Here is an 11,662-nt window from a genome sequence, read left to right as displayed (position 1 = left end):
GTTCGATCCACAATTCCTGGCGCGGCACGCCCATGGCCACGAGCAGCACGTCGGGCCGAAGCGCGGCAATCCGGTCGACGATTTCCTGCTCCTGCGAAGGGGGGAAATAGCCGTCATGGATCACCACGAACCGGTGCTGCACGGCCAGTGCCGCCAGCTTGACCGACGCCGCTTCTGCGTTGACGCGCGTCGCGCCGAGCAGCCCGACGGTCAGCGGCGTCGTCGAGGCCTGCAGGAAGGCCGGGACGAAATCGGTACCATTGAGATTGTCGGGAAACGGCGCCCCGTAGAGGAGCCTCGCCGCCAGATCGATGCCGATGCCGTCGGGCAGGATGAGGAAATCATCGAGTGCTTCGGCGAACACCGGGTCGGTATAGGCGATGTTGGCATTGTGGGCGTTGAGGAAACTGACCTTGGTGAAGCGCCGCTCGGCAATCAGCCGGTTCAGCAGGGCGATGGCATCGTTCCAGCGGACCGCAACCACCGGGATGCCAAGAATCGTCTTCAGCGTGTCGAGCCCGAACGCGGCGCGGGCGGAATGCATGTTCATGCAAACGCCTCCTGCCTGAGAGGGGCGAGCTTTTCGAGGCCGAGCCGGATGGCAGCGTCGAGCGCCTTGACCTGCGAGCCCCGGAACGCGCTGCCGTCAACGTCGCGGATGTCGGCCGCCGCAGCCTCGAGCGCCCTGGCGAAGGCAACGGGATCGTCGGTGACGACGCAATTGGAAGGACGGTGGTCGATGCCGCGCAGCGAACGGCTGGTGGCGACCGAAGGCAGGCCGAGCTCGAAGGTTTCGATGGTCTTCAACTGGACGCCGCTGCCGGCGGTGCTGATCAGCGGGATGACGGCACCACCGCGCACGAAAGCTTGCGCGTCGGGCACGCGGCCGACAAATTCGACACCCGGGTGCTTCGACGCGACGCCCGAAGGCATGTGGCCCGCAATGCGGATGCGGAAATCGGGCCGCAGATGCGGCACGACCTTGCCCAGGAACCAGTCGAGGCCGATGCGGTTCGGCTGCCAGGTCCAGGTGCCGATCAGGGCGGCGTCGCAATCGGTGCGGCGCGGGCTTTTCAGGGTTGGCGCCTGGGCACCGGTCACCAGCGGCAGCACCGCCGAGCGGTTGTCGGAGGCGACACCGAGTGCGGCGCGGTCTTCCTCGGCCAGGGTGAAGACGAAGCGCGCCCGGCGGCAGAGACGCTCTTCGACGGTCTTGAGCAGCCTCGCCTCGCGGCGAAACAGCAGGCGCTGGAAGAGACCGTCGGCGGCAGCGGCATTCTCCCGCGCCGAAAGATGCTCGACATTGTGGGCAACGAAGATCGAAGGCCGCTCAGCGAACAGCTTTTCGAAGGCCCCGGCGAACTGCACGGAATTCAAGACATAGCCGTCAAACGGTCCGGCACGCTCAATGGCAGCGAGAACATCGCTGTCGGACACGGCGCGCAGCTTGACCGACGCGAAGGTGAGGCCCGAAAGCAGCGCCTTGCCGACCCAGGCCAGCTTTTGCCGCGCGGAGGCATTTTCCGTGCGCACGTCGATCGCACCCAGCACCACGGTGTTTTCGGGGTCGGCCGCGGGCTTCCCCGGCCAGGTAAAGCCGATGACGGTGACGCGCGCGCCAGCGCGCCGCAAGGCAGCGATGATCGCAGCGTTGGCGATCTCGTAGCCCGAGGCGAGAGCGCCGTCGGGCACGATCGATGTGGCGAACAGCAGATGCATCTTACCTATCCAGTGGTGTAGCCGGTAGCAAAGTGCGGTGAACCCTTGATTAAGCCTGCACATTCGACGGCCGAAAGCCGCTGCCTGGCGGGCTTCTCCGTGCAAGGTGATTAACGAAACCTTATCAACCGTGGTGCTACCAGAGCCCAACTCACCATGTGGCTGGACACGGATGATCCCTTTGCCATCGGACGGTTCGGTATCGGTCGCGGGACGCACGCCGCGGCTTGACGTCGAGGCCGTCGAAGCCGTCGTCACCTTGCCGACCTTCAAGCGTCCCGAGCAGGTGCTGGAAACGCTGGCGTCGCTGCGCGCGCAGCAAACCGGCAGGCGCTTTGCCGTGATCGTCATGGAGAACGAAGCCGAGGCGCGGGCCGGCGCCAAGGCGGTGCTGCCGCTGTTCGAGCGGGGCGAAATGCCGGGCCTGGTGATCATCGCGCATGAGCGCGGCAATTGCAGCGCCTACAATGCCGGCTGGCAGACAGCCATCCTGCAATTCCCGAACTTCAGGCATCTGCTGGTCATCGACGACGACGAGATCGCCGATCCGCAGTGGCTGGAACGGATGTGCCTGGCTGCCGAAACGCTCGGCGCCGACATTGTCGGCGGCCCGCAGGTGCCCGTGTTTGCCGACCCCGCCCATGCGCGATGGGCAGAGCATCCGGTGTTCGCGCCGCCTTACCGGGAAACCGGACGCGTGCCGGCGCTCTATTCGTCGGGCAATCTTCTGGTCGGGCGCAACGTGCTGATCGCCATGGGTCCGCCCTTTCTCGATCTCAGATTCAATTTCATGGGCGGCGGCGATTCCGACTTTCTCAGCCGGTCGGTGCAAAAGGGCTTTGTGCTGGGCTGGTGCGCCGAGGCCAAGGTGCTGGAAACCGTTCCGGCGCGGCGTATCGAAGCCGACTGGATCCGCGCCCGCAGCCTGCGCAACGGCGTCATCTCGACACTGGTCGAAAAGAAGAAGCGCGCCGGCACGCCAATGGCCGGCGCCAAAGTGTTGCTGAAGAGCCTGGCACTGCTTGCCGCCTCGCCGTTTCGCGGCCTGATCCGGCTGGCGCGGACCCGATCGCCGGCGATCGCCATCTACCCCGTCCATGTGGCGCTGGGCCGCGTGCTGGCCGAATTCGGATATGCCAATGAGCAATACCGCCAGCCTGAGAAAAACTGAGCGCGCGCCGCTCGGCGACGCGTTCACGCGCGAAGGCGTGGCCACCGCCATTGCCGCGCTGCTGTTCACCGTCATCATGGTGTCGTTCCGGCCGTTCCAGCCGGGCGGCGCCGAACTCACCGGTCAAGGCGGCGACATCGTCAACCAGCTTGGCTTCGGTTCGCTCGGCGCCATGTCGATCTTCTCGCTGATGGCCTTTGCCGATCCGCGCGTGGTGCGCTCGCTGCTGAGCCCATCCTGGGTGTTGATGCTGGGCTTCTTTTTCCTCTCGGTGATCCTGTCGACCGATCCGCCTTCGGCCATGCGCGCCGCCTCCTTCACGCTGATCGGCATCCTGACGATGGCGACGATCCTGGTGCTGCCGCGCGACGCCGAGGCCTTCTCGAAGGTGATCATCTTCACCGCCGTCGTGGTCATGGGCCTTTCCTATCTCGGCCTCATCGTCTTTCCGCACGAGGCGATGCACACAGCCGACTCGCAGGAGCCCGAACATGCCGGCCTGTGGCGCGGCGTGTTCACCCACAAGAACATTGCCGGGCCGGTCATGGCCTGCCTCAGCTTCGCAGGCCTCTATCTCTACCGGCGCGGGCAGCGCTACTGGGGCGCCGGGATCTTCCTCGCGGCGATGATCTTCATGCTGCACACCGGCTCCAAGACGACAGCCGGCCTGGTGCCGTTCTCGATCCTGATCGTCATGTTCCCGAGCCTGATAGGCATGCGGCTCGGCACGCCGATCCTGTTTGCGCTGGCCATCATCGCCACGGCTGTCGGCACGCTGGGCATCGTCTTCCTGCCGCCTGTGAAACATCTGGCGGCGATCTATTTCCCCGGCATGACCTATACCGGCCGCACGACGCTGTGGGAGTTCGCCGGCAGCATGCTGGCGAAGAAGCCATGGACCGGCTACGGCTATGAGAGCTTCTGGGGCACGCCGCTCTTGCTCAACCAAGACCAGCCATTCGACCGGCCCTGGGACATCAGGACCATCGTGCACGGCCATGACGGCTATCTCGACATCGCCGTGCTGATGGGCATTCCGGCACTATGCGTGGCGGTCTACACCTTCCTCATCGCGCCGCTGCGCGACTACATGCGCATTCCGTTGCGCAGGGAAAACATCTTTCTCGGCGACTTCTTCATGATGGTGGTGCTGTTCACGGCGCTTAACGCTTTCCTCGAAAGCTTCTTCTTCCATCGCGGCGACCCGGTCTGGCTGTTCTTCGTGCTCGGCGTGCTCGGCCTCAGGCAAGTGTCGCTGCGGCCAATCGCGGTGCGCGATCCCGATCGCGGCTCGCGATCCTGATGGGGCTTCCCCAGGGAAGCGCCATCGTCTATGTGAAGGCCTTCCTCTGGAGGGCTTTCGATGACGATCAGGCTTGTTCTCGCCGGCTGCGGCAATATGGGCTACGCCATGCTCTCGGGCTGGCTGAAATCCGGCAAGCTCGCGCCGTCGGCGGTTTTCGTGGTCGAGCCCAATGCCGATCTGCGCAATCGCGCGGCAACGCTGGGCTGCGCGACATCAGCCGATGCCGGTAGCATACCGGCCGATGCCCTGCCCGATCTCGTGGTCATCGCGGTGAAGCCGCAGGTGATCCGCGACGTCACGGCCGCCTACAAGCGCTTCGGCGACGGCCGCACCACCTTCGTCAGCATCGCCGCCGGCACGCCTGCCGCCACCCTCGAGGAAATCCTCGGCAACCGCGCGCCGATCGTGCGCTGCATGCCCAACACGCCCGCGGCGATCGGCAAGGGCATGATGGTGGTGTTCTCCAACAAGCTCGTGTCCGATGACACCAAGCGTTTCGTCGCCGACCTTTTGTCGGCGAGCGGCGAAGTGGCCACCATCGACGATGAGGGCCTGATGGATGCGGTGACCGCCGTGTCCGGATCGGGGCCGGCCTATATCTTCCATTTCATCGAAGCGCTGACGGTTGCCGCCGAGAAGGCCGGTCTGCCGACGGCGACCGCCAAGCTGCTCGCCATGCAGACCGTCTATGGCGCCGCCTCGCTCGCCGCCGAAAGCGGCGAGGAACCGGGCGTGCTGCGCCAGCAGGTCACCAGCCCCAACGGCACGACGGCCGCGGCGCTGGCCGTTCTGATGGGCGAGGACCGGCTGACCAATCTGCTGACGCAAGCGGTGGAGGCTGCGCGGCTGCGGTCGGTCGAACTGGGGAGATAAATCCTCAGTTTGTCCCGTACAGCATCTCATCCTGCAGCCGGCGCAAGGCGAACAGCCTCGTCGTCTGGTCGGGCGACGCATTATCCGCCGTCAGCAATTCGCCTTTCGTGACCGGTTTCAGCACCTTGCCGCCCTCGAGCAGGCCGACCGGCACGGCGCGCTGGGCGCGGGCTTCGCCGACGGTCATCGTCCAGGAGCGGTAACAAGTCTCGCCGATCGCATCGAAGGTCTCGCCGGCGACTAGGTCGCGCTTGGCAACGGCGCAGACTTCGGCCACGGGCCGCGGCAACGGCACCATGTCGGGCTTGCCGAAAAGCACGATGCGGGCTGCGGTCAGCGGCACTTCCAGCGACGTCAGATGATAAGGCCGGAACAGGCTGTAATAGGGGCCGTGCCCGATATGCAGATCGTCCATGCGCTCGATGATGCGCGGATGCGTCGCCTCGACGATGACGAAGACGCCGGGCGCGACGCCCTTGCCGACCGTGTAGTCGACGACGCCTTTCTTCGTGAGCAGACCGCCATCCTCGCGCGGGATGAGCACCTTGGCGAGGTCGTCGCGATCGGCCCTGGGGCCGTGCATGCCGGGGACGTCCGGCACCAGCCCGGTGGCGTTGGCGATGGCGCACATCTCGACCATGGTCTTGGAGCCGTCGACGAACTCGACCAGCATGCGCGGGTTCATGTTGCGGCGGATCGCTTCGGCGCGATAATCGTCCGGTACGGCATCGTGGTTGAGCGGGTTGTTCTTGCCCTTGCCGGCCGACACGATGGTCAGCCCGAGCGCCGACGCAAACTCGATCAGTTCCATGCAGCTCGACGGCTCGTCGCCCGCACCCACCGAATAGACGACGCCAAGCCGGTCGGCCTGCTGCTTGAGATAGCAGCCGATGGTGACGTCGGCCTCGACGTTCATCATCACCAGATGCTTGCCGTGCTCCATCGCCATGAGGTCGAAATCGGCGGCGACGCCCGGCTTGCCGGTGGCGTCGATGACGACGTCGATCAGCGGATTGGTGACCAGCATCTCGTTGGATGTGACGGCGATTTTTCCCGCCTCGATTGCCGCGGTGACTTTCGAGGCGGTGTCGGCTTCGACCGCCATGGCTTCGTCGCCATAGGCGATACGGATAGCGTCGCGCGCGGTGTGCGGGCGGCGCGTCGAGACGGCGCAGACCGAAATGCCCGGCATCAGCATGCCCTGCGTGACCAGATCGGTGCCCATTTCGCCCGAACCGATGACACCGATGCGCACCGGGCGGTTCTCGGCGGCACGCTTGGCGAGATCACGGGCAAGCCCGGTCAGGGCGACGTTGGTCATGCAGGAATGTCCACAGCTTCGTGATTTGGGGTCGGATAGCAGGGAATGGGTTCTATTTGCCAACGAAACCCGGTCGCGACCGGCAATTTCCCACGAAATCGTCTCGGAAGGCACGTCCGCCGGGGCTCGATTCGCCGAAGCCCAACCAATTGACATTGCAGCGGACAACCCCAATAAAACATTCGTTTGTCAACAAAGGCAAATGTTCACCGACGCGACAGTCGGGAAGCATTCGCCTCTGGGCAAATTGGGGAGTGTCTTTGCGCCACGGCGTCAAAGGCTGGATGGAGCATCATTGCGAGGCGTCGAGCGAAGGCTCGCGGCTCCAGGGGAGGAAAAATGGATACTGTTCTCGCGGGCCTAAAAGGGGCCATCGATACGCTTGGCCCGACGATCCTGCTGCCAATTGTCATTTTCGTCATCGCCGTGGTTCTGGGCGCCAAGGTCAGCAAGGCTTTTCGCGCCGCCGTCACCATCGGCGTCGCCTTCATCGGCATCAATCTGGTGCTTGGCCTCATGTTCACGTCGATTGGCGACGTCGCCAAGGCCATCGTCACCAACACCGGCATCCATCGCGACATCATCGATGTCGGCTGGCCCTCCGCGGCCGCGATCGCCTTCGGCTCATCGGTCGGCCTTTGGGTCATTCCGGTCGGCATTCTCGTCAACATCGTGCTGTTGCTGACACGCATGACGCGCACGCTCAATGTCGACGTCTGGAACTTCTGGCACTTCGCCTTTGTCGGCTCGCTGGTGGTCGCCGCAACCGACAACCTGGCCTATGGCATCGCGGTCGCAGCACTTGTCGCAGCACTCTCGCTGTTGTTCGCCGACTGGTCGGCGCGCGCGGTGCAGCAGTTCTACGGCGTGCCCGGCATCTCCGTGCCGCATCTCGCCTCGGCGCAGATCCTGCCGATCGCCATTGTGCTCAACTGGATCATGGACCGCATTCCCGGGATCAACCGCATCAACATCAACACCGATACGATCGAGCGCAGGTTCGGCGTGTTCGGCGAACCTGTCGTGATGGGCCTCATCATCGGCCTCGTGCTTGGTGCGATCGCCTTCTACAATGCGGGTGATCTCAGCGTGGTGCTGGCCAAGGTTCTGGGCACCGGCATGACGCTGGCCGCGGTGATGCTGCTGCTGCCGCGCATGGTCAAGATCCTGATGGAAGGCCTGCTGCCGGTTTCCGACGCAGCCCAGGCATTCGTGCGCAAGCGCACGGGCGATCGCGAGCTTCTTGTTGGCCTCGATTCCGCGATCCTGATCGGCCATCCGGCCGCGATCTCGTCGTCGCTGATCCTGGTGCCGATCGCGATCATCCTGTCCATCATCCTGCCGGGCAACCGCGTCATCCTGTTCGCCGACCTTGCGGTCATTCCCTTCATCGTCGCCATGACCGCGCCGCTGGTCAAAGGCAACGTGTTCCGCATGGTGGTGATCGGCACGGTGACGCTGGCCATCGGCTTCTACGTCGCCAACGCGCTGGCGCCGCTGTTCACAAGTGCTGCCGTCGCATCGGGCTTCAAGCTGCCGGCGGATGCGCTGCAGATCACCTCGGTGGTCGACGGCTTCCTGTGGGTGCCTTACGTGGTCATCGAGGCGATCCAGGGGCTTGGACTTGTCGGCATCATCGTGATCGCGGTGGTCATCGCGGCATTGTTTGTCCTCTACCGCCGCAATCCGCTCGGCTGGGAGCGGGCCGCGGGCGCCGAGGACGAGCCGGCCGAAGAGACGGCCTGAACCTGATAGGGTCCACCCTTCAAACCGATCGTGCGCCCTCCTCGGGGCGCCCGATTTCATCGACGGAGCCCGATCGTGCGCCCTCCTCGGGGCGCACGATTTCATCGACGGAGCAAAGAATGTCCGACGGCCTCATGCAGCTTCTGGATCCCGACGCGATCGTGCTCGGATCCGATGCCTCGACCAATGAGGAGATCATCCGCATCCTGGCGGGCCGGCTGGAGACACTTGGCTATGTCAAAAGCTCCTATGCCGACGCGGTCGTGCGCCGCGAATTGACCATCCCGACAGGACTGCCGCTGGAACGCTCCGACAATGTCGCGGTGCCGCACACCGATCCGGAGCATGTGCTGAAGCCTGGCATCGCGATGGGCACATTGAAGCAACCAGTGACCTTCGCCAACATGGAGGATCCCGACGAGATGCTGCCGGTCGGCTTCGTTTTCCTGCTTGCCATCAACGACAAGGACAAGCAGATTGAGGCGCTGCAGGCCGTCATGGCCACCATCCAGAACCCGCAAGCCTTGGATGATTTGAGGTCGGCCAGAACCCTCGAAGACGTGCGAGCCGTACTCGGCTGATAACCAAGGAGAAGCAGAGATGTCCAGACAGAAAACCATTCTCTTCGCCTGCGGCACGGGCATCGCCACCTCGACCGCGGTCAACGTCGCCGTCACCGAGGAAATGAAGAAACGCGGCCTCACCTTCAATGCCCAGCAGGCAAAGGCCACCGAAGTGCCCGGACTGGCCGACAATGTCGACTTCATCGTCGCAACCACCCCGATCTCCGCTTCGGTGACCAAGCCGGTCATCAAGGGCCTCGCCTTCCTCACCGGCATCGGCAAGGACAAAGTGCTCGACGAGATCGAGGCTCAATTGCGCAAGTGACGGTCCAGACGCCACGCGCAGGCTGACGCGGCTTCACACCACCCTGACGTAGCTCGTCATTCCCGATTTCTGGTGCTCGATGATGTGGCAGTGCAGCAGCCAGTCGCCGGGATTATCGGCGACGAAACCGAGCTGAACCTTCTCGTTGGGCTGGATGAGATAGGTGTCGGAAATCACGGGCTGAACCTGGCGCGTCGAGGACGACAGCACCTTGAAGCTCATGCCGTGCAGATGCATGGGATGGGATTGCGGCGTCAGGTTCTCCATGTCGATGACGTAGCTTTGGCCAAGCTTCAGTTCGGCCAGAGGCGCGGTCGGATCCTTGGTGTCGCCGGGCCACGGCACTTTGTTGATGGCCCAGAAACTGTAGCCCAGCGAGCCGCAGATGCCATCGCTCGGGACATTTTCCGCCGTGGCGCTGAGCGCCAGGGAAATATGCCTGGCACTGGCGAGATCCACTTCCGCCACCGGATTGAGCTCCAGTGGAGCAACATCGCGAATGTCCCGTTTGAGGGAGTTTCCTGTCGCGCGCAGGGTTGCCAGGATTTTTGGCTTGGTGCCTCTGACGTCCCTCAAGCTGACGATCGCGCCTTCCTCGTCGGGCATGCGTATGGCCAGCTCCATGCGCTGGCCGGGTCCAAGCAGCAAGGCATCGGGCGAAAAACGCTCAGGCACCGGATTGCCGTCGAGCGCCATGACACTCGCCTGCGCACCGTCGACGCGAAAAGCGTAGATGCGCGTCACGTCGGTGATGGCGACCCTGAGCCGCACCAGCCCTCCGGCCGGCGTGTCATATTGCGGCTGGTCGAGCCAGTTTGCGGTGCGCACCGTGCCGTAAGTGCCGGTTCTTGCGGCATCGCGCGGCCGGAACTGGTCGATGAACTGACCGTCGTCGCCGAGGCGCCAGTCACGCAAGTTGAGGACGATTTCGGCGTCGAATTTCGGATCGCTTGGGTTTTCGACCACGATCACGCCCGTCAGGCCATGGCCCATCTGCTCCAGCGTGTTGCAATGCGGGTGGTACCAGAAGGTGCCGGCATCGGGCGGCGTGAAGGCGTAGTCGAAATGATCGCCGGTGTAGACGTAGGGCTGGACCAGGAACGGCACGCCGTCCATCTTGTTTGGAACGCGAATACCGTGCCAGTGGATCGTCGTCGGATCGTCGATCGCGTTGACAAGGCGTGCAGCGAAGGGCTGGCCTTTTTTCATTCTGAGCACGGGCGGCATTCCGGCGTTGCCATAGGTCAGCACATCCCTGGTCTGGCCGATATCCATCAGCTTCGCCTGGATCTTTGCCGTCTGCAAAACCACCGGCTCAGGCATGGCAGCGGCCCAGCCACCAAGCCGGCCCATGGCCGAAAGCCCGACCCCGCCTGCGCCGGCAATCGCTGCCGTTTTCAAAAGCCGGCGTCGGGTGAGTACGGTCATTTGACGCTCCAGCTGCAAAGACGGCTGCCCTGGGTTTATCGCAGCCTTGGATCGTAAGCGAGCACCCTGTGCCTAAACCGACTCCGCCACCGGCCTTAAGCAAAAGATGCTGGCGTGGACGGACAATCGACCACAATAAGCGTCGCTGGCGGAGCGGCGCGCGACTATTTCGGCCGCGCCCCATAGGCGGCAAGGAATGCTTCGACCGAAGCATCGGCGTGCCGCTCGAGATCCGCCTTCGAACGCGGGTTGCTTCCGGTGAACATGGCTTCGTTCATTGGGATCCAGAGAAGCATTCCGAAGAGATGGCTGGCCGCCAGACGGGGATCGCTGGTCTGCAACAGGCCTCGACTGGTAAGCTTTTGAAAGCATGATGCCACCGAGGCAAGCATGCGTTCAAAACCTTTTTCATACCAGCTCCGGCCAAGCTGCGGCATCCGATCCGCGTTGGCGATAATCAGACGCCGCAGCTTCAGCAGCTCTTCGTCCATCAGCGTCGTTGTCATGCGTCGGGCAAGCTGCTGTAGCCCACCCTCCATGAATTTCGCCTCGGAAAGCAGCATCGTCACCGACTCGACGACATCGTTGGTCTGGCTGGCGGTGGACTCGACGACTTCGCCGAAAAGCGTCTCCTTGTCCGTGAAATGCTTGTAGACAGTCTGCTTGGATGCGCCTGCTTTGGTGGCGATCTCTTCCATGCTGGTTCCATCATAGCCCTTGGCGATGAAGGCGGCCGTAGCCGCTTCAATGATTTCACGATCCTTGCGAGCCGACCTGGTCTCACCATCAATTTTCATAGCGCCTCTCAACCAGTACTAGACGGTACCGTTCCCGCATGGTAGCCATAGTTACAGTACTAGACTGGCTAGTACCCATCAACGGCAGCAAGGCTTAGACCGATGACCAAAATGATCTTCCTCAATCTACCGGTACGCGATCTGCAGGCGGCGACCAAGTTCTATCTCGCGATCGGGGGCACGCTGAACCCGCAGTTCTCGAGCGACCAGTCCAGCTCGATCATGTTCTCAGACTCGATCGGGGTCATGTTGCTGACGCACCAGCATTACAGCCAGTTCACAGCGCGCCCGATCGGCGACCCCAAGCGGGACAGCCAGATGTTGATCGCACTCACCGTCGACAGCAAGGACGAGGTCAATGTCGTAATCGAGAAGGGCGTGGCGGCAGGCGGTCGCGCCGATCCCAACCCGGC

General features: G+C 63.5%; 12 protein-coding genes. 7 read left to right on the top strand and 5 right to left on the bottom strand.

Annotated elements, in window-relative coordinates; translation table 11 throughout:
* Positions 1-550: WecB/TagA/CpsF family glycosyltransferase (locus tag EOA22_RS11865; RefSeq protein WP_127389981.1), on the bottom strand; the 550-nt coding region annotated here is incomplete at its 3' end.
* A complete protein-coding gene (locus EOA22_RS11860) occupies positions 547-1,719 on the bottom strand; it encodes a glycosyltransferase family 4 protein (protein WP_063170059.1) in 1,173 nt (390 codons plus the stop codon). The genes EOA22_RS11865 and EOA22_RS11860, both read right to left, overlap by 4 nt.
* 172 nt (positions 1,720-1,891) lie before the next feature.
* Here EOA22_RS11860 and EOA22_RS11855 point away from each other — a divergent pair, with 172 nt between their 5' ends.
* Genes EOA22_RS11855 through proC form a run of 3 tightly spaced genes read left to right on the top strand, consistent with a single transcriptional unit; the run spans position 1,892 to position 5,069 of the window.
* Complete coding sequence (locus tag EOA22_RS11855; protein WP_063170058.1) at positions 1,892-2,890, top strand: glycosyltransferase; 999 nt, start codon at positions 1,892-1,894, stop codon at positions 2,888-2,890.
* Positions 2,859-4,193 (top strand): O-antigen ligase, encoded by a 1,335-nt coding sequence (locus EOA22_RS11850; RefSeq protein ID WP_063170057.1) that lies wholly within the window; start codon positions 2,859-2,861, stop codon positions 4,191-4,193. The genes EOA22_RS11855 and EOA22_RS11850 overlap by 32 nt, the downstream gene beginning before the upstream one ends.
* Positions 4,194-4,253: 60 nt before the next feature.
* Positions 4,254-5,069, top strand: coding sequence for a pyrroline-5-carboxylate reductase (gene proC / locus EOA22_RS11845; RefSeq protein WP_063170056.1), 816 nt, complete (start codon positions 4,254-4,256; stop codon positions 5,067-5,069).
* Positions 5,070-5,073: 4 nt separating this feature from the next.
* Here proC and EOA22_RS11840 read toward each other — a convergent pair whose 3' ends face one another.
* A complete protein-coding gene (locus EOA22_RS11840; RefSeq protein WP_063170055.1) occupies positions 5,074-6,390 on the bottom strand; it encodes an NAD(P)H-dependent oxidoreductase in 1,317 nt (438 codons plus the stop codon).
* A gap of 339 nt (positions 6,391-6,729) precedes the next feature.
* On the opposite strand from EOA22_RS11840, the gene EOA22_RS11835 reads away from it, so the two are divergent.
* The 3 genes from EOA22_RS11835 to EOA22_RS11825 all read left to right on the top strand — a co-directional run bounded on the left by EOA22_RS11835 (position 6,730) and on the right by EOA22_RS11825 (position 9,024).
* Entirely contained in the window at positions 6,730-8,136 is a 1,407-nt protein-coding gene (locus EOA22_RS11835; protein WP_013530221.1) for a PTS sugar transporter subunit IIC, read from the top strand.
* Between the two features lie 119 nt (positions 8,137-8,255).
* Complete coding sequence (locus tag EOA22_RS11830; RefSeq protein ID WP_063170054.1) at positions 8,256-8,717, top strand: PTS sugar transporter subunit IIA; 462 nt, start codon at positions 8,256-8,258, stop codon at positions 8,715-8,717.
* 19 nt (positions 8,718-8,736) lie between these two features.
* Positions 8,737-9,024: a PTS sugar transporter subunit IIB gene (locus tag EOA22_RS11825; RefSeq protein WP_023809203.1), complete on the top strand. Its 288-nt coding sequence runs from the start codon at positions 8,737-8,739 to the stop codon at positions 9,022-9,024.
* Positions 9,025-9,057: 33 nt separating this feature from the next.
* Here EOA22_RS11825 and EOA22_RS11820 read toward each other — a convergent pair whose 3' ends face one another.
* Positions 9,058-10,452, bottom strand: coding sequence for a multicopper oxidase family protein (locus tag EOA22_RS11820; RefSeq protein WP_063170053.1), 1,395 nt, complete (start codon positions 10,450-10,452; stop codon positions 9,058-9,060).
* Positions 10,453-10,616: 164 nt separating this feature from the next.
* Positions 10,617-11,249: a TetR/AcrR family transcriptional regulator gene (locus EOA22_RS11815; RefSeq protein WP_024504795.1), complete on the bottom strand. Its 633-nt coding sequence runs from the start codon at positions 11,247-11,249 to the stop codon at positions 10,617-10,619.
* 102 nt (positions 11,250-11,351) lie between these two features.
* Here EOA22_RS11815 and EOA22_RS11810 point away from each other — a divergent pair.
* On the top strand, positions 11,352-11,662 hold a 311-nt coding region (locus EOA22_RS11810), incomplete at its 3' end, for a lactoylglutathione lyase (RefSeq protein WP_127389980.1).

It is taken from the genome of Mesorhizobium sp. M7A.F.Ca.US.014.04.1.1 (assembly GCF_003998745.1).
In the GTDB taxonomy this organism is placed as follows: Bacteria; Pseudomonadota; Alphaproteobacteria; order Rhizobiales; family Rhizobiaceae; genus Mesorhizobium; species Mesorhizobium ciceri.
The sequence above is the reverse complement of the archived record's forward strand: the minus strand, read 5'-3'. Positions and strand labels throughout refer to the sequence as shown.

Excerpts from the sequence above, each read along its gene's own strand:
- EOA22_RS11860 (WP_063170059.1), bottom strand. The coding sequence starts at position 1,719 with ATGCATCTGCTGTTCGCCACATCGATCGTGCCCGACGGCGCTCTCGCC.
- EOA22_RS11855 (WP_063170058.1), top strand. The coding sequence starts at position 1,892 with ATGATCCCTTTGCCATCGGACGGTTCGGTATCGGTCGCGGGACGCACG.
- EOA22_RS11850 (WP_063170057.1), top strand. The coding sequence starts at position 2,859 with ATGAGCAATACCGCCAGCCTGAGAAAAACTGAGCGCGCGCCGCTCGGC.
- proC (WP_063170056.1), top strand. The coding sequence starts at position 4,254 with ATGACGATCAGGCTTGTTCTCGCCGGCTGCGGCAATATGGGCTACGCC.
- EOA22_RS11840 (WP_063170055.1), bottom strand. The coding sequence starts at position 6,390 with ATGACCAACGTCGCCCTGACCGGGCTTGCCCGTGATCTCGCCAAGCGT.
- EOA22_RS11835 (WP_013530221.1), top strand. The coding sequence starts at position 6,730 with ATGGATACTGTTCTCGCGGGCCTAAAAGGGGCCATCGATACGCTTGGC.
- EOA22_RS11830 (WP_063170054.1), top strand. The coding sequence starts at position 8,256 with ATGTCCGACGGCCTCATGCAGCTTCTGGATCCCGACGCGATCGTGCTC.
- EOA22_RS11825 (WP_023809203.1), top strand. The coding sequence starts at position 8,737 with ATGTCCAGACAGAAAACCATTCTCTTCGCCTGCGGCACGGGCATCGCC.
- EOA22_RS11820 (WP_063170053.1), bottom strand. The coding sequence starts at position 10,452 with ATGACCGTACTCACCCGACGCCGGCTTTTGAAAACGGCAGCGATTGCC.
- EOA22_RS11815 (WP_024504795.1), bottom strand. The coding sequence starts at position 11,249 with ATGAAAATTGATGGTGAGACCAGGTCGGCTCGCAAGGATCGTGAAATC.